Raw genomic sequence first — 23,079 nt, forward strand, 5'->3', positions numbered from 1 at the left:
GCTTGCCCTACGAACTATTCGCGGTGGTTTGCTTTACTAATTGTTTTGCGGCAATCAAAGCAAACATTAGGAACAAGAAGAAAGTGCGGGGCGTATCCAGTAGGCCGTCACTGATGCCTAACACTAAAAATCCCGCAATTGAGGCGGTGATCGGTATCGCTAATGCAGGCTGAGTGAGCTGTCGCAGCAGCTGATTTAGCAGCCAACCGATGAATGCAATAAAGGTGATCAGGCCCAGTAACCCCATTTCAAAATAGAGATGAACCCAAAGATTTTTGGTATGCCAGGGTAAGTGCTTGATGTCATTATAAAAATACCAGTGATCTCCACCGGCTTCAAAATTACCATTTTGAAGCAGTGAAGCATTGTTTTCATCCTTTAGAACAACATTGTCGATATCTATCAATGTGCCGCGATTAGGGTTAATAAAGAGTAAAGCTAACGGTTGAGAGCTAAGCCAATTGGCCTTGGCGAAATGGTTGATATCTAACTCCACGTCCATAGACTGCCATCTTTTAGTGCCCTCAATGCGAACTGCCTTGCTGATCCATGCGGGGTTATAACCCAGTTGATTATTAATCATTTTACGGGCAATCACGACATAGGCCGAAGCATTCGAGTCTGAGCGGGCGGTAAAGCTGATGTGCATTTTTGAGGTTTTGCTGCTATTGGTAAAACGTTGTCCGACTTTGAAATCATCGTCACCGCCGATACGGAGAAAGGTTGAATGCTGTTCCTCAAGGTAGGCGAGGCTGCCGGCATGGGAGTCTGGTAGTTGTGAGAAATATCTGGGGAAACTGCCCAAGCCAAGTCCGAAAGCATGGTCGATCATTCGGTCTCCCATCAAACTGAGTGATGTCAGCGTATGAGATCCGCGAGTCACAATATCCTGATTAATCACGGAGAAACGCTCGATCATGCGGGTGCCAAATACGGAGGGTAAAATGAGCGCGCAGCCCAAGGTAAAGACGAGTACCAGTTTGATACTTTGCTTAAGGTTGGCGATGACGGCCAGGTGAGTGCTGATGCGATAAGCGATTAAGGTTAGCAAGATATTGGCTGATACGCTGTACATGAATACTTCGAGAGCACTGTTTTTGACCCATTTGCTAGTCGCCATGCCATAACAACCAAGCGTCAGCGCGAAAAGAAATGCACAGCCTAAGGTAAAGAGAGCAGGATACTTATTCAGATACTGTTGAAGATTGGGGGCGAGCAGACTCATTGCTGTGATAGCCAGTCCGGCGCTAAGGCTAACTGACCCGCCCCGGTTAAACATGAATAAGAGAATGACGCCTATACAGACCGGTAACACGATCAGGTGTAAAACAGGATGTTTTATTTGTGCGGACTTGGCTTTTAAATAGAAACTGGCAGCGATAATACAAAGGGCGAGCGCCATCGCCGCATAAGTGGCGCGTGAAAAAGTAACCAAAATAGAATAGAGGCCGATAACGCTAGCACAGGCGCAGATTATACGTATGCTGTTGGGTTGCTGAGAAATAGCACCGTAGAGGGCTAAAGGTAAACAGAGCAGTAAATAGGCATCAATGGCAGCTCCGCCTGTGTGCATGTCTGCGAATAATCCGGTGACCCGGTATGTGGTTGAAAAATTAAAGATCGGGCCAACCAGGCCATAGATATTTTGTGCCTGGCTGATTGCTTGAAATACGCCGCGTTCAGCCAGCACAAAAAATCCTAGCAAGAGCAGTCCCGTTGACGCGCCGGCCAATAAAAACTTGGTGGCCTTGTTGGGGTCGATATGCCAAGCCTGATGTATCAAAGGCAGAAGAATCACTGCCCAAAGCAGACTTTTACCTATGCGCAGGGCATTGTAGCTGGAGTGGTAATTGGATAAGGCATTGGCATCAAATGGGTCAAGTGGGAACAGGCCTATCAGTAAAGACAATAGCCAGGAAATGGTAAATAGGGTTAGGGTAATAACAAAAAGGGCGTTGCTTCGGGTTTGCGGAAATTGGACTTTTCTATAACAGCCTTGCCATATGGCTCCTGCTAGGGTCGTCAGCAGTAACAAATCAAAACTGTCCCATAATATACGGCCACTCCAGGGCGTTAGATAGAGCACCGGCAGAAGCGCAGGAAGGACCAGTATCCAAACCTGTGGCATGCGAATGAGTAATGTGAAATAGGTGAGAAATCCAGTCAGCAACGCGATGCTTGCGACGGGGAAGTTAAGTGTGCCCCAAGTAACTAGCATCATCACAATGATTGCGATAATACGATTACCCCAGGATGGAGAGAGTGTCCTGTTGTCGTTCACGGCCAAATTAACTTTCCATTGCTTATCGTTGTGCGTTGTGGCGCAAGTATACAGGCTAACTTCAGTTTAAAACCATAGTGAGGATGGTGGTGGAAATTTTTTACGTTATAGCGTTGAGCGTTCACAAAAGGGTGGGTATGAAAGTGCCAGCTTGGTTCCGGTACTATCCGGGAAAATACCGGAAGTAGATTACGATAAGGGAGACATGATTCGCCGAGTTAGGCACAATGATAAACTAAATGGCGAGGCTAACTGTTTTATTGGTCTCGAACACTGACAGGTGAACAGGTAGCATTAAGAGAAAATGAATATTCTTCAACGCATCAAACATCGGCTAGTTAATGCTACTCGCTATTCTTTGGCGGGCATTAGAGCCGCCTGGCATAATGAAGAGGCTTTTCGTTTTGAGTTTGCGCTGGCCTTAATCCTCATGCCTGCTGCATTTTGGCTTGGCGAAAGCTTTCTGGTCAGGAGCCTGCTGATGGGTAGCTGGCTGCTGGTGATGGTGGTTGAAATATTGAATTCTGCCTTGGAAGCAGTCGTGGATCAGGTAACTTCGGAATATACGGAGCTTGCCGGACGCGCTAAAGATATGGGTTCGGCAGCAGTGATGTTAAGTATTATTATCACGGTGCTGGTATGGTTCGGCGTAATACTTGATCGTTGGTGGTTCTGATGTTGTCATTGATTCTGCGCGGTCTGCAATGGTTCACTGGGTTGCTAATCTGCGGATTATCTTTGTCGATAATGGCAGCTTCGCTATCTGATACCATTGCTGTAGTAAAACCATCGGTGGTGGGTGTCGGGACTTATTTGCCTACCCGTCAGCCTCGTTCCCAACTCATGGGAACGGGGTTTGTGGTAGGCAATGGATCCTATATTGTGACCAATGCACATGTTATTGGCGGTGAGCTGGATATTCTACATAAAGAACGCCGGGTGATTTTTGTGGGCGTCGGGAAAACTCCGGAAGTGGTCGATGTTGAACTGGTTCGCAGAGATAATGAGCATGATCTGGCGTTACTAAAGTTATCAAGCGGGAAATTACCAGCTTTACAATTAGGCGATTCGAGTACGGTGCGAGAAGGTGAGGAATACGCCTTTACCGGTTTTCCGGTGGGGGCTGTGTTGGGGCTTTATCCGGCAACCCATCATGGCATTATCGCCAGTATTACGCCGATGGCGATCCCCGCGTTTTATTCAGGGCAACTTGATCCCAGACTCATTCGGCGCTTGCAATCGCCCTACAGTATTTTTCAGTTGGATGCGACGGCCTATCCGGGAAATAGCGGTAGTCCACTCTATGACCCTGCTACAGGTAAAGTAATTGGTGTTATTAATAAGGTTTTTGTAAAGGAAACCAAGGAGTCTGTGCTTGAAAAACCAAGCGGTATTACCTATGCGATTCCTTCAAACTATGTACGAGATTTAGTTAAGAGCCAGCAGTGATAGCCGGGGCTATCCCAACGTGACAGGTTACTGATAAGCGATAAGTGTCAGTAAATTTTACATATTTACAATCTTGCCCCCCTTTTAGGCTATCTATTGCTGGTAATGTTTTGTTTTTAAAGTATATTTTGTTTCAGGTACAAATATTGCAGATTTAGTGAAGAGTTCAACCTCTTTGTTTGGGATTGTATAGACGCAGCCTGTTTGAGCAGAAAAATGCTTTATATTTGTGGATAACGTCTATAATTGGTTCAGTGGAATTTAAGTTTTAGGAAGTCTTATGGCTGATGATGTGAAAACGGAAAGTGACGACAAAAAACAGCTTGAAGGTCAGGTAGAGTCAAGACGTAACTTTACCAAGTCAGGTATTGCTGGTGGCGCTGTGCTAATGTCGCTGCTTAGTCGGCCAGCACTAGGAACGGGTTTTACGGATCCGCGCTGTTCTGGTTCTGTTTTAGCGTCGATAGATGCGGGAAGCTCTCTACATAATTTTGACCCGGAAGCATGCCGAATGGGTTGCACACCTGGATTCTGGTGTTATGGTCAGCCTCCAGATACTAAAGCATGGGATAGAATTAAACAGTTAACTGGTGTTGATCCATGGTGGGAGTTTAGCGCGCTATTTGGTTGTGGGCCTGGCCCCGGATTCGCACAGGGGACCGAGTTGAACCAAATACTCTGTATTCCAAACGAAAACACTTCATTTCTAAAACAGTCGGCGAGGCACTCTATAGCTGCTTGGCTAAATGCAACTATCATGAGTGGTTTTTTTGAATTGACACCACAGCAGGTGGTTAATGGATATTGCACTGCCTATACTGCATGGAAGAACAACAATAATAACACTGGACCGTTGATTAATTGGCATAGCCAAATGGCATCGTTGAATGAAAGAAACTGTCCGTTGAATAACGACGCTAACAATTTCTTTTATCACGATTAGGGCTCTTTCGCTTCTTATTTAGGGGAGCTTGGTGTTATTCTACGAGTCTTTGATTCATTGTATATTTGTGAATCAAAGGCTCTTTGATTTTGTTTGGCAAGGAATTAATCATACATCAGGTTTTTCTTCATATCCCTTCGGGTACCGAACTGATACTTAAATCTTTCGGCAATGAGACCTTGTTGTTCCATACGGCTTCAGGTGATACTTTATTATTAAACCCGACAGCAGTTCCGCTGATTCAAAATTTGCTCGAGAGACCCCTCGAAAAACAATTTCTGTTTGAGCATGTGGCTGAAGTGCTTAATTATGAGGTTGATGAAAGTTATCTTAGTCATATGGAATTGGTGCTGGCTGAATTAATAAAGCGCGACATAGTGGTCGCGCAATGATTGCAACAATCTCTGACTTATCTTCTTTGCAATTGTCTTCAATACTTGGTGGTTCTGGTCTTTATCTCAAAACCGGGCCATTTTGTTATCGAATACGCTCATCAGCAGCAGCTGTTGCCGAAGGGATTCATGTCTTATATGGAAACAATAAATTCTACTCAAACTTGGAATTTGTTGACTTTGATATACGGTTAGATTCTCCGAATTGGTTACGACGCTGGTTCCGGCCCAAACTGGACTTTTATTTCGACCATCAGACGCCATTTAAACCCTTGCCATTGTCACAGGCATACGCATTTTTAGAGTGGGGTATGAACTGGTGTATTTCAATTCATATGAACCAATATTTAAAGTTACATGCTGCGGTTCTCGAGAGAAATGGTAAAGCGTTGGTGATGCCTGGCGCACCGGGCGCCGGAAAGAGTACTCTGTGCGCTGCCTTGGTTTTACGCGGTTGGCGATTGTTGTCAGACGAGCATGCGCTGATTTCTTTGGAGAATAGCGATCTCATTCCTGTTTGTCGTCCAATTAGTTTAAAGAATGAGTCTATTCAGATTATAAAATCATTTGATCCAAGCGTTGTGCTAGGTCCGATGAGTGCTGATACCCACAAGGGTACAGTGGCCCATATGAAGCCGGATACCCATTCCGTTGAGCTTGATAGTCAAACAGTAAAGCCAGGTTGGGTCATATTTCCAAAATACACTGCAGAAGCTTCTTTGAGGTTAACAGAAAGAATCAAAGAGACTGCTTTCTTGAAAACCGCTGATCAGTCATTTAATTATAGTTTGTTGGGTGCCCAAGGTTTTGATGTGATGTCGAGGTTGATTGAAGCAAGCGATTGCTACAATTTAAGTTATTCCAATTTGGAAGAAGCAGTTTCCACTTTGAACCAACTGAGCGAAGTTAGAGGATGAACTATCCATCATATACGTTGGTAGAGGTGCTTCGTGATCCTGCAATATTACAAAGTCTTACGCTAGATGACTGGAACGTGCTGATACCACAGGCTAGGCATGCCCTGTTGCTAGGGCGTTTACATGTGTTGATTGAGCAGAATAACTTAACGGACTCGCTGCCGTCGGCACCATTGAATCACAGCCTATCTGCGTTTTTAGCCTCGGAAAAACAAAGGGCGACTACTTTATGGGAGGTGACAAAGATAATTAAGGCTTTGGAGCCTATTTCTGCGCCAGTAATTTTACTTAAAGGAGCGGCCTATATTGCCTCTGGTCTTGATCTCGCTAAAGGCCGACTACTTTCCGATATCGATTTGTTAGTGTCAAAAAAACAAATCAAAGAGGCAGAACAAGCTTTCGCTTCTCATGGTTGGATTTCAAGTAAAACTGATAGCTATGACCAGCGCTACTACCGTGAGTGGATGCATGAAATCCCGCCTCTCCAGCATTTAGTACGGAAAGGTTTTCTTGATGTTCATCACACCATATTGCCGCCAACTGCGAAATATAAACCAGACCCAAATAAGATTATTGATGCGAAACGAGAGATTTCGCCTGGGGTGTTCACTCTTTGCTCAGAGGATATTTTAATCCATAGCACTACGCACTTGTTCCATGAAGGCGAATTCGACCATGGTTTGCGGGATTTGAACGATATCAAAGAATTATTATGCTACTTTGAGCAAAACGAATCAGGCTTCTGGGATCGGTTGGTGCCGCGAGCCAAGGAGTTGGGTTTGCTCAAGCCGCTTTACTATGGGCTGCATTACTCCAAACAGATTCTTCAAGCACAAGTACCCGACAATGTGATGCGCAGTGCTCATTGCGGAGCCCCAGGCGTCTTAATGGGGAGATTGATGGATTGGTTGTTTTTACGTGCATTAAGACCGAATCACCCAAGCTGTAACATGCCGGGATCGAGTCTTGCACGACTACTACTCTATATTCGATCGCACTATTTACGCATGCCTATGCATTTGTTGTTTCCACATTTGATTCGCAAAGCATGGAAAAAACGATTTGAAAAAAAAGAAGATCAAGTAGTATTGATGCCGAAACAACCGTAAAGTTAAATTCATATCATAAAACAAGATTTGAGTTAGAGCTGATTTTGGTTAGCTATAACTGTGTATTTTCCAAACTAACTTTTTGTACATCGAGTAATTTCCTCAGCTGCCCCCAAACATTGGTGAGAATAATCGGTTGCGCCTTCTCATTTGGATGCAAGCCGTCAGCCTGAATCATATCATCGACGCCGCCCACCTGGTCTAACAGAAAGGGGATTAGCACAATGTTATGCTCTCTCTTTAGCTCAGTATATACATTGTGAAATTTACTATTGTACAAATCCCCATAGTTCGGCGGTAAATGCATCGCGGCTAGGATTACTTTGGCGCCACTGATTTGCGAAAGCTCGATCATCTTCGATAGATTTCGTTTCATTTGTGTTAAGGAAAGGCCGCGCAGGCCATCGTTGGCGCCAAGTTCTAAAATTACAATGTCCGGGCGGTGCTTTTTCAAGGCGGCGGGTAATCGATTAACTCCTCCGGCGGTGGTGTCACCACTGATGCTGGCATTAATCACTTGGTGATTTGGGCCTAATCGCTCACTGAGCAAATGAACCCAGCCCGCTTCCAGTTTCATGTTGTAAGCGGCGCTTAGGCTGTCGCCTAACACCAATACTGTTTTTGCAGATACAATGACGGGGCATAACACTAAAAGAATGACTATCAGGGCACGTTGCATGGAAAATAAAGAACCTCAATTAATGATTGTGGCAGAGGGGCTGACTAAAAGAGTGAGCACTCTGGCTGGTGATTTGACCATTCTGTCGAAGGTTAGTTTAGAGATCAAGTCTGGCGAGTCGGTGGCGGTGGTCGGGATTTCGGGTTCGGGTAAATCTACATTACTTGGTCTGTTGGCCGGATTGGATGAACCGAGTGCTGGTAAAGTGATTCTCGCCGGACAGGATCTGAGTTTATTGGATGAAGACGGCCGCGCGCTGCTACGTGGTAAATATGTGGGCTTTATATTCCAGTCATTCCAGCTCTTACCGAGCTTAACGGCATTGGAAAATGTACTATTGCCTTTAGAGATCAAAGGTTGCGATGATGCTGAAATTAAAGCGAAAAATTTATTGGCGAGAGTAGGTTTGGCCGAGCGCATAGGTCACTATCCTGCCCAGCTCTCCGGCGGGGAGCAGCAGCGGGTGGCTATCGCCAGGGCTTTTGTAACCGAGCCGACTATTTTATTTGCCGATGAGCCAACGGGGAACCTTGATACGCAAACGGGTGAAAAAATAATTGATCTGTTGTTTGAACTCAATCGAGAAAAGTACACAACTCTGGTGATGGTGACTCACGACGACCATTTGGCGTCGCGCTGTGATCGTAAGGTTAGCCTGGAAGTTGGCAGAGTGGTGAATCTGGATGAGACGGCTACTTAAAAACCACTGTTCTATTGCCATTCAAAATAACGCGATGCTCGCAATGCCATTTAATCGCACGGGCAAATGCCATGCACTCGGTGTCGCGGCCAATCTGTACCAATTCGTCAGGGCTGTACAAATGGTCTACTCGTTCAGTACATTGTTCAATTATGGGCCCTTCGTCCAAATCGCAAGTAACATAGTGTGCGGTCGCACCGATAATTTTAACGCCGCGCTCATAAGCCTGATGATAGGGCTTGGCGCCCTTAAAACCCGGTAGAAAGGAGTGATGAATATTAATGGCCTTGCCGGAAAGCGCTTGACACATTTCATCAGAAAGAATTTGCATGTATCTGGCCAATGCGAGTAATTCCGCCCCGGTATCCTGCATCACTGCTAAAATGGCTTTTTCTTGTTCCGCCTTGGTTGCCTTAGTGACCGGTAAATAATGGAAGGGCAGGCTATGCCACTCCACCATTTCACGCATATCCTGATGATTAGACACGACGCCGACGATATCGATGGGCAGCACTCCAGTATTCCATCTGTGGAGCAGATCGTTCAGACAGTGGCCATGCTTCGAAGCAGCAATCAGCACTTTGGTACGCCGACTGGCATCGTGAAACTGCCAATCCATCGAAAACTCTTGTGCAATCGGTAGGAATGCCTGTTCCAGTTCTTCGAGGTTGGTTAATGATGTTTGTGAGGCGCTGCAAAACTCAGTACGCAGGAAAAATCTGCCGGAAACAGGGTCGCCATGCTGCCCCGCATCAATGATGTTAGCGTCCCAGTCGTAGAGGAAATTCGCTACAGCTCTGACGATGCCCTTTCGGTCTGGGCTGGAGAGGGTGAGAATGTAGTGTTGTTCTTGTCTGTGGCTTTTCTCTGGTGTCATTGGGTATGTCTGTTTGATGGTTATAGAAGCGGACGGTCAGCGTCCTTTATTAAAGATATAGCATGATGCAGGAATCGCGATTAAGCAAATTCAATTAGACGTTGAATGAATAAGCACTTCACTGTCAGGCGGTAATTTTTTCACGTTCAGACTGGTTTTCCAGAAGGTTTTAAATTAGAATTCGCGCCTCTTCAAAGGTTGTGGGATCAGCTCTACAGAATCATACCTATGAAGTGGCGGGGAAACGCCCGCGCCTTAAATTAGAAAGTTTTACGCGGGAATAGCTCAGTTGGTAGAGCACAACCTTGCCAAGGTTGGGGTCGCGAGTTCGAGTCTCGTTTCCCGCTCCAGATCCTGAAAGCAGCTTCGGCTGCTTTTTGCGTTTATAGGCATCTTATATACGCCACTTAAGTGGCAGATTTTGCGCCCCTAGGAACCCGTACAGCAATAAGGTAACATCGACAAAAGTCTCTTGCCTGGGGGAGAGAATGGAAATAAATCAAACCATTATCGATATTTATTCAGATGCCTGTCAGAAATACAGCAATAATCCGATTTTTTCTGCGCTGGGCCATACCCTTAGTTTTCAGCAGTTAGATCTGCTTTCGACACAATTTGCGGCTTATCTGCAAAATCAAACCACGCTAAAAGTGGGCGATCGGGTGGCGATTCAGCTCCCTAATCTCTTGCACTATCCGGTGGTGGCTTTGGGGGTGCTTAAAGCTGGGCTGGTGCTGGTAAACACCAATCCACTCTATACCGAGCGAGAACTTTTGCACCAATTGCAGGACTCTGGTGCCAAGGCGCTGGTAGTGTTGGAAAATTTTGCTGATACCGTCGCTAATGTCATGGCGGAAACAGAATTGAAATATATTTTTACCGCCCAGGTAGGGGATTTTCATCCGGGGTTTAAACGCATCTTATTAAACCTGGTGGTGAAGTATGGTAAGAGAGCGGTGCCGAACTTTAATATTCCTGGCAGAATTGATTTAAGGCGGGCGATTAAACAAGGGGAGAAATGCACGTTTCAGCTCGTCCAGCGCAAGCCTGAGGATTTGGCACTGTTGCAATACACCGGTGGCACGACAGGTGTTGCTAAGGGTGCGATGCTGTCTCATGGCAACCTGGTCGCGAATATGATACAGGCCTGCGAGCACTTACCCGACGTTTATCGCATCGAGCAAGATTGCATCGCTGCACCGCTGCCGCTCTACCATATCTACGCCTTTACCATGCATGTTCTTTGTTCGCCCTATACGGGGAATCACAGTATATTAATTCCCAATCCGAGGGATATCAGTTCGGTGGTTAAGACGTTTAAGGACTATCCGATCACCTGTTTTATCGGCTTAAATACACTCTACAATGCGCTTCTGCACAACGCTGCATTTAAACGTTTAAACTTTAAAAACTTAAGGAATTGCTCTGCCGGCGGTATGGCGCTGACCTCTGATACAGCAACACGCTGGCGAGAGCTGACCGGCTGCGCCATTTTGGAAGGTTACGGGCTAACCGAGGCCTCTCCGGTAGTTTCGAGTAACCAAACCGGCGCTATTCGCGAAGGCACCATTGGCACACCGGTTCCGGGCACGGAGGTTAAAGTGGTCAATGATGATGGAAAAGCACTACCGATAGGAACGCCAGGGGAGCTTTGGGTTAAAGGGCCGCAGATTATGCTCGGTTATTGGCGGCGCCCAAAGGAGACGCAAAACGTACTAACCGAAGAAGGTTGGTTGAAAACCGGAGATATCGCCCAAATAGATAAGGATGGTTATATTAAAATCGTTGACCGTAAAAAGGATATGATCCTGGTCTCGGGTTTTAAAGTATTTCCTAATGAAGTGGAAGAAGTGGCGAGTATGCACCCGGGTGTTAAAGAGTGCGCGGCGATTGGGGTGCCAGATGAAAACAGTGGTGAAGTGGTCAAGTTAGTGGCCGTCAAAGCGTATCCAAAGGTCACCGCAGAAGAGGTTCGCACCTTTTGTCGGGAACGTCTGACCGGCTATAAAGTGCCCAAGCACATAGAGTTTGTCGCAGAGTTACCCAAATCCAATGTTGGTAAAATTTTACGCCGTGAATTGAAGTAAAGTTTAGTCTCAAGAAAGGTCGAAAGTGATGGGACGGCCGCACTGCAAACATTACTATTGAAAATATTTTCTCAGCGCAGTTAACAATAAGAATTGATATGACTAAAGCATTAGTAATCAGGGACTTAAAAAAGGTTTATGCGGGTGGAGTTGAAGCCCTTAAAGGTATTAACCTTGATGTTAAACAGGGTGATTTTTTTGGCTTGCTTGGGCCAAATGGTGCGGGTAAATCCACTACTCTGAGTATTATTACTTCTCTCGTCAATAAAACTTCCGGCACGGTGGCGGTATTCGGTTACGATATTGATACTCACTTTTCGCAGGCAAAAAAACACTTGGGCGTGGTACCGCAGGAGTTTAACTTTAGCCAGTTTGAGAAGGTCTTCGACATCGTGGTGACGCAGGGCGGTTACTATGGTATTCCGCTCAAGCTCGCGCGTCAGCGTGCTGAACACTACTTGAAAAAAATTGGCCTTTGGGATAAACGCAATACTCAGGCACGTATGTTGTCGGGGGGTATGAAGCGCAGATTGATGATTGCCCGCGCATTAATTCATGAGCCTAAGGTATTGATTTTAGATGAGCCGACTGCCGGGGTTGATATTGAATTGCGCCGCTCCATGTGGGAGTTTTTACGAGAGATTAATGCCCAGGGCGTCACTATTATTTTGACCACTCACTACCTGGAAGAGGCCGAAAGCCTGTGTCGTAATATTGCGATTATTGATAAGGGTAAAATCATTCAGGACTCGAACACGCGTGCGCTCATAAGCCAGTTGAATTTGGAAACCTTTATTTTTGATGTGACCAATGAACTGGAAATGGCGCCGGAAATAAGCGGCTATGCGACACGGCTGGTTGATAATCATTGCTTTGAGGCAATAGTGGTGCGGGAACAGGGGCTGAATCCCATTTTTGAAAGCCTCTCTGCGCAGGGAATCCAGGTTCGGAGCATGCGCAATAAGGCAAATCGTTTGGAAGAACTCTTCGTTTCTCTAGTGGAAGCGGGGAGAGTGGCGTGAGTTTCTACGAGCTTTGGATTAGTTTTAGCACTATAGTCATCAAAGAAGTACGTCGATTTCTACGTATCTGGGTGCAAACTCTGATTCCTCCTATCATTACCATGGCGCTGTATTTTGTAATTTTCGGTAATTTGATTGGCCGTCGGGTGGGTGAGATGGGCGGCTTTGACTATGTCGCTTATATCGTGCCCGGGTTGATTATGATGTCGGTTATCACTAATTCGTATTCAAATGTGGTTTCCTCTTTCTACAGCGCCAAATTCCAGAATCAGATAGAAGAAGTGCTGGTTTCGCCAACGCCAAACTTCTTGATATTAGTTGGCTACATTGTGGGTGGCGTAGCGCGCGGGTTGATTGTAGGTTTTATCGTAACCTTGGTGTCTCTGTTCTTTACCGACCTGCATATCGCCCATGTGGGTATAATGCTCTCTGTGGTCGTATTGACCTCTATATTGTTTGCGCTGGCCGGATTTCTAAATGCAATTTACGCCAAGAACTTTGACGATATCTCGATCATTCCCAATTTTGTACTAACGCCGCTGACTTACCTGGGCGGCGTTTTTTATTCGATTGATTTATTACCCGAATTTTGGCGCAATCTGTCATTAATTAATCCCATTCTATACATGGTCAATGCCTTTCGATTTGGCGTATTGGGCGTTTCAGATATCGATGTGGTTACCGCTTTCGGTGTGATCATGCTGTTTATCCTGGCGTTCTTTGTCTTAGGTTTGTATTTGCTTAAACATAGCAAAGGACTGCGCAGTTAATGGAACAATGCCTTAATAATTGGGCGGCCTTTCCCACGATATTCCGTGGAGAGGTGAAAAGATTTCTGTCGATTTGGCTTGAGACTCTGGTTCCTTCGGCTATAAGTTTGACGCTCTATTTGATTATTTTTGGCAATCTGATTGGCGATCGCGTTGGTTCAATGCGGGGGATTAGCTATCTGGAATTTATTGTCCCCGGGCTTATCATGCTAAGTGTCATTATGAGCGCGTATGAAAATGTGACCTTTTCTCTCTATATGGCGAAATTCGAGCATTGCATTGAAGAAATGCTGATTGCCCCGATACCGGGTTATGTCATGTTAGCGGGTTATATCGCGGGTGGTATCGCGCGTGGTTTGATTGTGGGGCTAATGGCATTGGCTATCTGCGCTGTTTTTGGTTCCATTAAGGTTGCCAGCCCTGCTATTGTGCTATTAACCCTGCTCATGGCCTCGGCGATATTTTCCATGGCGGGTTTTATCAATGCGCTATTTGCGAATAATTTTGATGATGTTTCTATTATTCCTACCTTTGTTTTAACGCCACTGATTTATTTGGGTGGGGTCTTTTATACTATCGAAATGCTGCCTGACTTTTGGCGTCACCTATCCCTGCTCAATCCAATACTTTATATCATCAGTGCTGCCCGTTATGGGTTTACTGGCATAATAGAGGTTAATCTGGGCTTGGCTTTTGCCATGATGTCGAGTTTTATGCTCTTGTTCTTTTGTGCCTGTCTCTGGTTGCTAAAAAGAGGCGTTGGTCTCAGAAGCTAAAGATCAGTATAGGATTGTCAATGAAGAAAAATACACCTCAGGACTCACTGCTCGGCAAAGAAAGTGGCTATCCCAGCACCTATGCGCCTGAGTTGCTATTTGCTATTCCCCGGTCAAACGGACGAGCTGAGCTGGGTATCGATGGCCCGTTACCTTTTTATGGCGCTGATCGTTGGACCGCTTATGAGTTGTCCTGGCTTAACGGTAAGGGAAAGCCCCAGGTGGCAATGGCGGAATTTGTTGTACCCTGTGATTCTCCTTGTCTTATCGAGTCTAAATCACTCAAGCTTTATCTTAACTCATTGAATCAATCAAAATATCAAAAAAAACAAGAGGTTAAAAGTTTAATAGAAAGTGATTTGTCATCATGTGCGGGCGGTGAAGTAACGGTTTATATAAGTGTTCTTAAGGACACAGCGGGAGAGTTTTACAATGTCAGCAAGTACCTTTGCATAGATGATTTGGATGTGGAAATTAATCAATACCAACCTGATCCGTCGCAGTTAGGCGTCGATACGCAGAGCCAGACCAGTGAGCGATTAGTCAGCCATTTACTTAAATCCAACTGTCCGGTTACCGGTCAGCCCGACTGGGCAAGTCTTTTTATCGATTATTCCGGTGTGCGGATTGATCACGCCGGATTACTGAGATACCTTATTTCGTACCGAGAACATATGGGTTTTCATGAACAATGCATTGAGCAAATATTTATGGATATCATGCGTGAATGCGCACCATTAGAGCTAACAGTCAACGCAAGGTATTTGCGCAGAGGCGGACTGGATATTAACCCCGTGCGCTCAACTCAGAAAGATTTCCAGGTTATTGGGCGTCAAGTGAGGCAGTAGAAAGAATAGAGAGACCAAACCTAACAGTTGCCACTGGCAGCAGGAGTAGAAAAATGTCTAAGTTATATGATTTTAGTTTGCTTGATATTGACGGTAACGCGCTTAATCTGTCGCAATTCAAAGGTAAACCGGTATTGTTGGTGAATGTTGCCAGCAAGTGTGGTCTGACTCCGCAATATGAAGCCTTACAGGCTCTTTATCGGGAGTATCAAGGCGATGGTTTAGTTGTGCTGGGTATCCCCTGTAACCAGTTTGGTGGGCAGGAGCCGGGAACCGAGAGCGAAATAAAGGACTTTTGTAGCACCAATTTTAAAGTCTCTTTTCCGATGAGCAGCAAAGTTGATGTCAACGGGGAAGGGCGGCACCCTCTTTATCAGTGGTTAGCCGGAGACGGGGCAGCGTTTCCCGGTGATATTACCTGGAACTTTGAGAAGTTTTTAATTAGCGGCGCTGGTGAAGTGGTGGCCAGGTTCGGCCCTAAAACTGCGCCTGATGAGGCTGAAGTAAAAAGTGCTATTGAGAGAGCATTGCCTTAAGTTTCTAGTCCTAAGCTACCATTAATGCGCTCAGTTACCTGGTGCTGGTGAAGGGGCTGAACAAAAGTAGATCATAGGTTGTTTTAAGGAATCATTGATGGATGTATTAACCGCACTACACAACCGGGTTTCATGTGCTTTATTAACTGAGCCTGGTCCTAGCGCAGAGCAGCTCGAAATAATGTTAAAAGCTGCGGTGCGGGCACCGGATCATGCCAATCTTCGTCCCTGGCGTTTTTTGTTGATTGAGGGGGCAGCGCGAGAGCAACTGGGTGAGGTCTTGGTGCAGGCTGCACTAACCGACACACCGGATTCTGCGCCAGAGGCGCTTGATAAAGTCCGACGCAAAACGCTACGTGCGCCGACTATTGTGGTTGTTGTGGCAAAATTGACAGAGCATCCCAAGGTTCCTGAAATAGAGCAAATCATCACTGCAGGTGCCGCCGCCACTAATTTGGTTACGGCGGCTTTTGCTTTAGGCGTTGGCGCCTATTGGAGAACGGGGGGCGCCGCCTATCATTCAGTTGTTAAAGAAGGATTGGGTTTGGCCAAAAATGAGGTCATTATAGGCTTTATCTATCTGGGTACGCCCCAAGTAAAACTAAAACCTGCTCCGGAGATACGCATTCGGGATGTTCTTGTGAGTTGGGGCAAAATTGACGTTGCTTCCTGACTTTGTTGAATCGAGTTATTGTCAGATTCCTCTGTTAAAGGCAATGGGGATGACGGTCGCCGAATATGATGGTAATAGGCTGTCGTTAGCCTTTCCGTTAGCGCCAAACATCAACGATAAAGGTACCGGTTTTGCGGGTTCTTTAAATGCGGCGACAACCTATTGTGCCTGGTCGTTGCTACATTTGTTTTTAAAGCAAAAAGGATTCTATTTAGACTTGGCTGTGGTCAGTAGTCAGAGCGAATACCGTCTGCCAATCACCGCTGACTTTAGGGTTGAGTCTTATTTGCCGGCAACGGACATCTTAAAAACGTTTATAGTGAAGTTGGAACAGAAGGGCAAAGGTAGCCTCGTACTAGAATCCAGGATTAAACAAGGGGCTGAAGTGGCTGTTTATTATCAAGGAACCTATGTTGCTTTTCCCAAGTCGTAGGGTTTTTGCGGCGTTGCATTTCACCAGACCCTAGTATAAAGTACGCGCTCTTTTTCGAGCATCAAATTACACAAGTGTATTTGTTTGAAAAAGCTACATCCACGCAGGCGTGCGGACGCGTTGTAGTTTGAAAGCAACAAGAAGTTGAACGCATTTGGTGAGGTGTCCGAGTGGTCGAAGGAGCACGCCTGGAAAGTGTGTAAGTCGCAAGGCTTCGTGGGTTCAAATCCCACCCTCACCGCCAAATTAGCAAAAAAACTTGAATCGGCAGGTAGTTAGCGCCGCTGGCTCTAGGCTCTACCCCAGGCTCTACCGGCTCTACCCCATTATCGGGGGATAGCACTCATCAAACCCGGTTGATAATACCATCCCACCCGCAGTGGGCCAGCACTCTTAATCGGTAATTCTCAAAGTTTCTAAAACCATACGCTCGTCTCGAGATCATTTCCATCTTGTGGTGTGTTGATTGGCGTGTAAAACTGTCCAGATTATGGCCGCACCCTCTGCTGGATACTTTTCGATGCCAATTGACACATGTAGGCTCATGTACCCAATAAACGAATGCTTCCGTTCACGCTTTCTTACTGCTCACGCCGCGAGCGTGCACGCGAGACCGCCGCCTGCGATCCCTCGCGCTTCATCGTCGAACTCGGTGATGATGTTCGCATGCCCAAAAAACCCAGCAGCGCCGACGTCAAGTCCAGCGGTAGCGACAGGCTCGCGGCGCTGTGGGCTGAGACACAACCCAGCAATCAAGACAGGGGCATCCCTCCTAAACTCACGTCCAGGGGCCTGCAACGACCGTACTTCGGCCCGAATATCTTATTGACGCAGATCCCAAATCTGCCGCCTCCAGAGCAACTCCCAGTCGGCCAAACTTGCGTTCTCCCTCAGCAAGCCATCGATCAGATGCTGCCTCAATGCTGCGGGTTCATGATGCGAATCCGTAAGCAACTCCTGCAACAATTGACGGCGTTGCTGCTGAATACGGTCATCGGGGTGATGCATCAAGGCATAGACCAGCGCCCAATAGGCCGCATAGTACTGCGAGGCGTTATATGAATCCGGATCCCGGGTGAGCAGGCGCATCAAAGCGGGGGCTTTGCCCCACTTCAGCATCTGGATGAACTCTTTTAGACGTTGTTTGTTGACGTGGCCCGCCACTTTCTTCTCGCCTTCGTCCGCCACTTCCATGTACAGGGAGATTCCCTCATTCAGCCAGGTGGGAAGCGGCCCGAAAGCCTGGCTCAGGTAATGGTGGCTTGCTTCGTGGCGCAGTGCGACGTCCAGCCAGTATTCGTCACCGTTTCGGCAGGCCACATGCAAAACCCGCCCTTCCCGCTCGTAGTACCCGAAAATGGCCAAGTCATTGCCGTCCGGCAAGTCACGCGTATCCGGGTATAGAATAATCCTTAGCGCAGGAACCGTGGCGCCGAACTGAGCCTGCAAGCGACGATGCGCGTCCTGCCAGATTGACTCGGCTGATTTCATGTCGCACCCCCCGTCGGCACGAGCAAGTCCCGCAACGACCAAGAGCAGATAACCTAGCAGTTGAGTCAGAGGGCTCAATGTGGTGAAGGCGGCACAAAGAATTCGTCGCGGTAAGCATCCGCAACGGCCACGGTCAGCGCACGAATCGCCGGCTCGTCCCATGTTTGATCCTCGTTCAGGATTATGCTGCGTTTCACCCTCGCCTCCACCCGGAGCATGAACTCGTAGATGGCAATGAATACCCTTTGTCTTGGCCCCGGCATATCGATGAATCCGACGCCATCCACCAGCCCCGCCTTGGCCGCGGCCAGCGCCAGCCGGGAACCCAGCTTAGGCGGGGCCACATCACGCTGGTCAGTGCGGATGTAATCCATCATCCTGCCCATGGTCGCGTCGTTGATCCAAAACCGATGGCGCAGCCGGGGATTGGCTTCCTGATATTCGGCCAGAATTTGGAAATTCGGATTGAGCAACGGGGCATTGGGTGAATTGATCCTGTCGAGCTGCAGGCCCAGGTGCTGTTGTGCCCAGCCGTCCCAATAATCCTGCGCGCGCGGCGCCGGCTGAGGGAAGGGGTCGATCTCGGCGAGCCCGGCCAACCGGTACAACTGAGAGATGAAGCCCGCACAGTAGCTCGTGTTACTGTCGGCGCTGGGCCACTTCATGTCGTAATCGAACTTCAGCGGGCGCCCGGAAAGCGCTTGAAAGGCAACCGCCAATGCGCCAGCAGGGGGCTTGACCCTGGGGCGAAGCAGGGCCAGACGAAAATTGCGCCTCAACATAGCATCCGGTTTGCTGACCTGTATGCCCGCATCGTTGAAGCCAATGATCCGCCCACCTTCCTTAGGCAACTCGATATAGATCGAAGCGTGGGTATAAAGACCTAACGGGTAGCCGAATTGCCGGTTAAACGACGAGACGATATTCAAACTATCATTCAGGATGATGTCGCCATCCTGCAGGGTCGTTGCCGTACCCGGAAATGGATGGGGTCCATTTGGCTGGGCTTCTTCGGCCCAGGCAGATGCGCAATAAAAAAAAGCCCCCAGTAAGAGGGCCTTTATCCAATGCCTACCTGGCACTAATTCAGTGCCCACGCGAAGTTGAGGCTTGCTGCAGTCGTGTCGAAGCCATCCCCGTCGACAGAGCGGCTCAGGTCAAACGAAAGAGCCGAAAAACTGCTGACATGGTGAGTGAAACCAAGTCCGATCGTATTGTAGCGTGAGGTATCGTCGAAGCTGTTCTGATGGAACTGGACGGCCTGAACACTTCCGCGCACGGACAGTTTGTCCGAGAGCTGGTGGCTCAAGCCTGCCGTGGCGAGGAGCATGTTGCCGGTTTTTCCCATCATGGATTCGGCGCCTTCGTTGCGATAGCCAATGGCCTCAAAACCAAGTTGTAAACGCGTCTCGGGCATGAGTTGCTTGCCAAATGAGGCGTTCAGGCTGGCGAAAGCGGTCTTCAAGTCGCTGAAATCAGCGTACTGGAAGGGACCCGCAGTATCACGCACGGCATTGACGTCCGAAAATGAGGTGTAGTTGTAGCCCAAGCGACCGCCGAGGTCCAGCGTCATACCATGCACCTGCTCCTTGAATAGGTGATAGCTCGGCGCGAAGGTGACCCCTAGCTGCTTATTGTCTAACGCAGAGTATTGACCGCTGTTCTCGGTATCCTGCAGGGGGATCCAGACGGTATAGCCCCAATCGCCAAAATCCTGCCTCAATGAGACGGCGATGGCCGTGCTACTCATCCGCTGCTTGCTGCCCAACAGGGAGGCATCACTGTCGATATTGGTTTGCCCATAGCCCAGACCGGCCGACAGATCGAGTACTTCGATGCTGACGTCCGAGGGGCGTACGCCGTAATCTGTACAGGTCTCCACCCCACTTGACGTTGTCGTGCAACTCTTCGTAATTTTGATCGCCGTCGGTTGGTGCGTGTCCGGATCAATAGTGTATTCGGTCGTTTCACACGTCTCGGATGGGCTAGACGGACTGCCATCTGATTTACAGTCCGTTCTCGTCATTCGATAGGGAGTTTTGGGACGTGGCGAGATAATGCCTGTCACTGTGGCTTCTGCGGTTTTTGTGGGATTTGTGGGATTTGTGGTAACAGGGCTGCAAAAACTCAGGGCAACATAATCATGGGTAGCATGGTCATAGCACAGCTCCCCCCCTGTAAGCGTGTAGGGGGGGCCGCCATCGAGACAGGTGCAGCCATCCATAAAAAGCCAAACACAAACAGCGCCATAAGAGATTTTAGCGGCCGGGGCAGTTGAAGAGTCATATCAATTTCCTTTGCGATTAGTATTTTTATTTTGGAGGCACACCATTGACACCGTCATGTGCCGCTGTCAGGGCGCATCCTCTCATGGAAGATAGTGCTGATCAATATCGTGTGCCCAAAATTAATGTCAGGGGCAGCTGTTGTGGCCGTTACAATACTTTTTCCGTCTCAACATAAACTTGAATCCACAGCACAAACCGATGTTTCCTGTCACGATAAAAATATAGAGGTTCCCTCGCTAGATAAAGAGGTACTGGTTCTCGCATGAATCAACGATTTTGAAGTGATGTGTGTCAGCTGTCATGGTGTGCCCGGTAGTAAGCTTGGTGCGCTTGCCCAAGGCCTGAACCCTTCCGCACTGCAAATATCGACGTAGCATTTAACACCCGCATGACGTACCAAAAGAAATGGCTGAAAAGCAAAATTTAATAGATGATCATAGTAGTCTTATTCATTAGGGTATTAATCGGGGTTTCTTAAACGGTGGAAATGAAGGGTTCGAAAGCTGAGCCTATTCAGAAATCGAAGGAGTTGTTTATGAGTACCAATAAAGTTGATGAGCTTTCGTCAGCCGGTTCTGCGAGTCAGGAGTTAATCATTGAGGGCGCGAGCTGCGGCAGCTGTGTCGGAAAAATAGAAGCTGCCTTAAATAATGTGCCGGGCGTTGAAAAAGCCGAAATGAATTTTGCGCAGAGAACCGCCACCGTCAAAGGAGTAGTGAAACCAGAGGCTCTGATTCAAGCGGTGGAAAAAGCGGGCTATAACGCGAAAGTACAAGAGGATGGGTCAGAGCAGGATTCATTGGATGAAAAAGAACAGGCGGACTGGGTCTACTACAAACGCTTAATGCGCGATATGACCATTGCTTTAGCCTTGGGTGTGCCTCTGATGGTCTATGGTGTCATTGTCGGCGAGATGACGGTGACCACCAATACAGAACGCATGGTTTGGTTGATCGTTGGGCTACTCACTCTTGGGGTGATGGTCTTTTCTGGTAAGCACTTTTATGTGGGTGCCTGGAAATCCCTGGCGAATCACAGCGCGAATATGGATACACTTATTGCCTTGGGCACCGGCACCGCCTGGCTTTATTCGATGGTAGTTGTGTTTTTCCCCTACGCCGTGCCAGAGATGGCGCGACATGTGTATTTCGAAGCGACCGCCATGATCATAGGGTTAATTAACCTGGGTCTTGCTTTGGAGGTAAAAGCGCGCGGCAGAACCTCAGAAGCGATTAAACGTTTGATCGGTTTGCAGGCAAAAACGGCGCGAGTCATTCGTGATGATAAAGAGATCGATATCCTGATCGAGCAAGTATTGTTGAATGACAAAGTACGTGTACGGCCCGGTGAAAGAATACCGGTTGATGGCGTGGTGCTTGACGGTCGTACCGCGGTGGATGAATCGATGTTAACCGGTGAGCCCATGGCGGTCGAAAAGAAACAGGATGATGAAGTAGTGAGTGGTACCATTAACAAAACTGGTTCAATCCTTTTTAAGGCCACGCGCGTGGGTAAAGATACAGCACTGGCGCAAATCATCGGCATGGTCAAACGTGCGCAGAACTCGAAACCACCGATTGGCCGCTTGGCTGATGTCATTTCGGCTTATTTTGTCCCTGTTATCATGATCATCGCTGTGGTGAGTGCGCTAACTTGGTTGAATTTTGGCCCTGATCCAGCAGTAGCCTTTGCCATTGTTTCCGCCACCTCCGTATTAATCATTGCTTGTCCCTGTGCTCTAGGGTTGGCAACACCCATGTCGGTGATGGTTGGTGTGGGTAAGGCCGCTGAGGTGGGGGTGCTGATTCGTAATGGTGAAGCCTTGCAAACCTCCTCCAAAATCACCGCCATGATATTGGATAAAACCGGCACTATTACTTTGGGGGCACCCAAAGTGACGAATATTCATCTTGCTCATGCTGAAAGCAAAGATGAAGTGCTACGCCTAGCGGCAAGTTTGGAAGCAGGTTCTGAACATCCCCTGGCGGTTGCTATTGTGGAATCGGCAAACGAACGCAACATGTCACTGGATAAAGTTGAAAAGTTCTCGGCGATTGCCGGTCATGGTGTAGAGGGTATTGTCGGTGAGCAGCAGTTGCTGTTCGGCAATGAAAAGCTGATGCGTGATAAAAATATCGACGTAGACGACTACGTCGATGTTGTTCAAACCATGGCGGAAGAAGTCAAAACTCCCATGTATTTTGCCGTGGATGGGGACTTGGCGGCGATTATTGCCGTTGCCGATCCGATCAAGGAAGACTCTATTTCAGCGATTAAACGCTTGCAAAAAAATGGCATACGCGTGGTGATGCTGACCGGGGATAACCGCGCGACGGCAAAAGCGGTAGCGAAAAAAGTCGGGATCACCGAGTTCTTCGCCGAAGTATTACCCGAACAAAAAGCCGAAAAAGTCGCCGAGCTGCAAAGGCAAAATGAAATTGTCGGCATGACCGGCGACGGTATTAACGATGCCCCGGCGCTGGCGTTGGCGAATGTTGGTTTTGCTATTGGTACGGGCACAGATGTTGCGATTGAGAGCGCCGATATCACCCTGATGCGCGGTTCACTGCATGGCTTAGCGGATGCGATCGCGGTCAGTAAGGCGACATTGCGCAATATTAAACAGAATCTGTTTGGTGCATTTATCTATAACGTCGCTGGGGTGCCTTTTGCTGCCGGGGTTTTGTATCCGTTTTTTGGGTTACTACTCAGTCCAGTTATTGCCGGTGCGGCGATGGCCTTTTCATCGCTCACCGTGGTTAGTAATGCCAATCGATTGCGTTTCTTTAAAGCGCAGGAACATTAAGG

23 protein-coding genes and 2 tRNA genes are annotated in these 23,079 nt (G+C 47.7%); 18 read left to right on the forward strand and 7 right to left on the reverse strand.

All coding sequences use genetic code 11. The annotated features are described in order from the left end of the window. Positions 1-7: 7 nt before the first annotated feature. Entirely contained in the window at positions 8-2,281 is a 2,274-nt protein-coding gene (locus tag H6995_05555; GenBank protein ID MCP5214455.1) for a hypothetical protein, read from the reverse strand. Positions 2,282-2,585: 304 nt separating this feature from the next. On the opposite strand from H6995_05555, the gene H6995_05560 reads away from it, so the two are divergent. From H6995_05560 to H6995_05585, 6 genes are all read left to right on the forward strand, one after another. Further along, positions 2,586-2,957 (forward strand): diacylglycerol kinase, encoded by a 372-nt coding sequence (locus H6995_05560; GenBank protein MCP5214456.1) that lies wholly within the window; start codon positions 2,586-2,588, stop codon positions 2,955-2,957. Next, positions 2,957-3,730: a trypsin-like peptidase domain-containing protein gene (locus H6995_05565; protein ID MCP5214457.1), complete on the forward strand. Its 774-nt coding sequence runs from the start codon at positions 2,957-2,959 to the stop codon at positions 3,728-3,730. Before H6995_05560 ends, H6995_05565 begins: the two co-directional genes overlap by 1 nt. Before the next feature lie 280 nt (positions 3,731-4,010). Further along, on the forward strand, positions 4,011-4,673 hold the full coding sequence (locus tag H6995_05570; GenBank protein MCP5214458.1) for a hypothetical protein: 663 nt from the start codon (positions 4,011-4,013) through the stop codon (positions 4,671-4,673). A gap of 89 nt (positions 4,674-4,762) precedes the next feature. Next, positions 4,763-5,065 (forward strand): hypothetical protein, encoded by a 303-nt coding sequence (locus tag H6995_05575; GenBank protein MCP5214459.1) that lies wholly within the window; start codon positions 4,763-4,765, stop codon positions 5,063-5,065. Continuing rightward, positions 5,062-5,982 (forward strand): HprK-related kinase A, encoded by a 921-nt coding sequence (locus tag H6995_05580; GenBank protein ID MCP5214460.1) that lies wholly within the window; start codon positions 5,062-5,064, stop codon positions 5,980-5,982. Before H6995_05575 ends, H6995_05580 begins: the two co-directional genes overlap by 4 nt. Then, the gene (locus tag H6995_05585; GenBank protein MCP5214461.1) at positions 5,979-7,091 is read left to right on the forward strand and encodes a nucleotidyltransferase family protein; all 1,113 of its coding nucleotides are present in this window, start codon (positions 5,979-5,981) and stop codon (positions 7,089-7,091) included. The genes H6995_05580 and H6995_05585 overlap by 4 nt, the downstream gene beginning before the upstream one ends. 52 nt (positions 7,092-7,143) lie before the next feature. Here H6995_05585 and H6995_05590 read toward each other — a convergent pair whose 3' ends face one another. After that, positions 7,144-7,770 carry an arylesterase gene (locus H6995_05590; GenBank protein MCP5214462.1) on the reverse strand — a complete coding sequence of 209 codons (627 nt, stop codon included), beginning with the start codon at positions 7,768-7,770 and terminating at the stop codon, positions 7,144-7,146. Between the two features lie 22 nt (positions 7,771-7,792). Between H6995_05590 and H6995_05595 the strand changes: the two genes are divergently transcribed. Beyond that, complete coding sequence (locus H6995_05595) at positions 7,793-8,470, forward strand: ABC transporter ATP-binding protein (protein ID MCP5214463.1); 678 nt, start codon at positions 7,793-7,795, stop codon at positions 8,468-8,470. Here the strand turns inward: H6995_05595 and purU are convergent. Next, entirely contained in the window at positions 8,463-9,347 is an 885-nt protein-coding gene (gene purU / locus H6995_05600; GenBank protein ID MCP5214464.1) for a formyltetrahydrofolate deformylase, read from the reverse strand. The two genes, H6995_05595 and purU, sit on opposite strands and share 8 nt — an antisense overlap. Before the next feature lie 274 nt (positions 9,348-9,621). Between purU and H6995_05605 the strand changes: the two genes are divergently transcribed. The 10 genes from H6995_05605 to H6995_05650 all read left to right on the forward strand — a co-directional run bounded on the left by H6995_05605 (position 9,622) and on the right by H6995_05650 (position 16,736). Then, positions 9,622-9,697 (forward strand) — tRNA-Gly (locus H6995_05605). A gap of 138 nt (positions 9,698-9,835) precedes the next feature. Further along, complete coding sequence (locus H6995_05610) at positions 9,836-11,434, forward strand: AMP-binding protein (GenBank protein MCP5214465.1); 1,599 nt, start codon at positions 9,836-9,838, stop codon at positions 11,432-11,434. A 98-nt stretch (positions 11,435-11,532) separates the two neighbouring features. Then, complete coding sequence (locus H6995_05615; GenBank protein MCP5214466.1) at positions 11,533-12,456, forward strand: ABC transporter ATP-binding protein; 924 nt, start codon at positions 11,533-11,535, stop codon at positions 12,454-12,456. Continuing rightward, positions 12,453-13,226, forward strand: coding sequence for an ABC transporter permease (locus H6995_05620; GenBank protein MCP5214467.1), 774 nt, complete (start codon positions 12,453-12,455; stop codon positions 13,224-13,226). The genes H6995_05615 and H6995_05620 overlap by 4 nt, the downstream gene beginning before the upstream one ends. Next, entirely contained in the window at positions 13,226-14,002 is a 777-nt protein-coding gene (locus H6995_05625) for an ABC transporter permease (GenBank protein MCP5214468.1), read from the forward strand. The genes H6995_05620 and H6995_05625 overlap by 1 nt, the downstream gene beginning before the upstream one ends. Positions 14,003-14,022: 20 nt before the next feature. Next, positions 14,023-14,850: an NADPH-dependent 7-cyano-7-deazaguanine reductase QueF gene (gene queF / locus H6995_05630; protein ID MCP5214469.1), complete on the forward strand. Its 828-nt coding sequence runs from the start codon at positions 14,023-14,025 to the stop codon at positions 14,848-14,850. Between the two features lie 53 nt (positions 14,851-14,903). After that, the gene (locus tag H6995_05635) at positions 14,904-15,386 is read left to right on the forward strand and encodes a glutathione peroxidase (protein MCP5214470.1); all 483 of its coding nucleotides are present in this window, start codon (positions 14,904-14,906) and stop codon (positions 15,384-15,386) included. Between the two features lie 97 nt (positions 15,387-15,483). Then, on the forward strand, positions 15,484-16,059 hold the full coding sequence (locus H6995_05640; protein MCP5214471.1) for a nitroreductase: 576 nt from the start codon (positions 15,484-15,486) through the stop codon (positions 16,057-16,059). After that, the gene (locus tag H6995_05645; protein ID MCP5214472.1) at positions 16,043-16,492 is read left to right on the forward strand and encodes a YiiD C-terminal domain-containing protein; all 450 of its coding nucleotides are present in this window, start codon (positions 16,043-16,045) and stop codon (positions 16,490-16,492) included. Before H6995_05640 ends, H6995_05645 begins: the two co-directional genes overlap by 17 nt. 156 nt (positions 16,493-16,648) lie before the next feature. Further along, a tRNA-Ser gene (locus H6995_05650) sits at positions 16,649-16,736 on the forward strand. Between the two features lie 102 nt (positions 16,737-16,838). On the opposite strand, the gene H6995_05655 is transcribed toward H6995_05650, so the two are convergent. The 4 genes from H6995_05655 to H6995_05670 form a co-directional block, all read right to left on the reverse strand. Then, the gene (locus tag H6995_05655; protein ID MCP5214473.1) at positions 16,839-16,937 is read right to left on the reverse strand and encodes a hypothetical protein; all 99 of its coding nucleotides are present in this window, start codon (positions 16,935-16,937) and stop codon (positions 16,839-16,841) included. A gap of 377 nt (positions 16,938-17,314) precedes the next feature. Further along, a complete protein-coding gene (locus tag H6995_05660) occupies positions 17,315-17,983 on the reverse strand; it encodes a DUF1570 domain-containing protein (GenBank protein MCP5214474.1) in 669 nt (222 codons plus the stop codon). A 74-nt stretch (positions 17,984-18,057) separates the two neighbouring features. Further along, the gene (locus H6995_05665) at positions 18,058-19,065 is read right to left on the reverse strand and encodes a hypothetical protein (GenBank protein ID MCP5214475.1); all 1,008 of its coding nucleotides are present in this window, start codon (positions 19,063-19,065) and stop codon (positions 18,058-18,060) included. Next, positions 19,065-19,865, reverse strand: a complete 801-nt coding sequence (locus H6995_05670) for a hypothetical protein (GenBank protein ID MCP5214476.1) — start codon at positions 19,863-19,865, stop codon at positions 19,065-19,067. Before H6995_05670 ends, H6995_05665 begins: the two co-directional genes overlap by 1 nt. A gap of 941 nt (positions 19,866-20,806) precedes the next feature. Between H6995_05670 and H6995_05675 the strand changes: the two genes are divergently transcribed. Further along, positions 20,807-23,077, forward strand: a complete 2,271-nt coding sequence (locus tag H6995_05675; GenBank protein ID MCP5214477.1) for a copper-translocating P-type ATPase — start codon at positions 20,807-20,809, stop codon at positions 23,075-23,077. Positions 23,078-23,079: the final 2 nt, after the last annotated feature.

The sequence above is a fragment of the Pseudomonadales bacterium genome (genome assembly GCA_024234615.1).
Taxonomy (GTDB): domain Bacteria; phylum Pseudomonadota; class Gammaproteobacteria; order Pseudomonadales; family IMCC2047; genus JAJFKB01.

Bases quoted from the DNA above. Each gene is read 5' to 3' on its own strand.
- H6995_05570 (MCP5214458.1), top strand. From the start codon at position 4,011: ATGGCTGATGATGTGAAAACGGAAAGTGACGACAAAAAACAGCTTGAA.
- H6995_05635 (MCP5214470.1), top strand. From the start codon at position 14,904: ATGTCTAAGTTATATGATTTTAGTTTGCTTGATATTGACGGTAACGCG.
- H6995_05565 (MCP5214457.1), top strand. From the start codon at position 2,957: ATGTTGTCATTGATTCTGCGCGGTCTGCAATGGTTCACTGGGTTGCTA.
- H6995_05580 (MCP5214460.1), top strand. From the start codon at position 5,062: ATGATTGCAACAATCTCTGACTTATCTTCTTTGCAATTGTCTTCAATA.
- H6995_05560 (MCP5214456.1), top strand. From the start codon at position 2,586: ATGAATATTCTTCAACGCATCAAACATCGGCTAGTTAATGCTACTCGC.
- H6995_05610 (MCP5214465.1), top strand. From the start codon at position 9,836: ATGGAAATAAATCAAACCATTATCGATATTTATTCAGATGCCTGTCAG.
- H6995_05595 (MCP5214463.1), top strand. From the start codon at position 7,793: ATGATTGTGGCAGAGGGGCTGACTAAAAGAGTGAGCACTCTGGCTGGT.
- queF (MCP5214469.1), top strand. From the start codon at position 14,023: ATGAAGAAAAATACACCTCAGGACTCACTGCTCGGCAAAGAAAGTGGC.
- H6995_05675 (MCP5214477.1), top strand. From the start codon at position 20,807: ATGAGTACCAATAAAGTTGATGAGCTTTCGTCAGCCGGTTCTGCGAGT.
- H6995_05585 (MCP5214461.1), top strand. From the start codon at position 5,979: ATGAACTATCCATCATATACGTTGGTAGAGGTGCTTCGTGATCCTGCA.
- H6995_05615 (MCP5214466.1), top strand. From the start codon at position 11,533: ATGACTAAAGCATTAGTAATCAGGGACTTAAAAAAGGTTTATGCGGGT.
- H6995_05590 (MCP5214462.1), bottom strand. From the start codon at position 7,770: ATGCAACGTGCCCTGATAGTCATTCTTTTAGTGTTATGCCCCGTCATT.
- H6995_05655 (MCP5214473.1), bottom strand. From the start codon at position 16,937: ATGATCTCGAGACGAGCGTATGGTTTTAGAAACTTTGAGAATTACCGA.
- H6995_05625 (MCP5214468.1), top strand. From the start codon at position 13,226: ATGGAACAATGCCTTAATAATTGGGCGGCCTTTCCCACGATATTCCGT.
- purU (MCP5214464.1), bottom strand. From the start codon at position 9,347: ATGACACCAGAGAAAAGCCACAGACAAGAACAACACTACATTCTCACC.
- H6995_05660 (MCP5214474.1), bottom strand. From the start codon at position 17,983: ATGAAATCAGCCGAGTCAATCTGGCAGGACGCGCATCGTCGCTTGCAG.
- H6995_05640 (MCP5214471.1), top strand. From the start codon at position 15,484: ATGGATGTATTAACCGCACTACACAACCGGGTTTCATGTGCTTTATTA.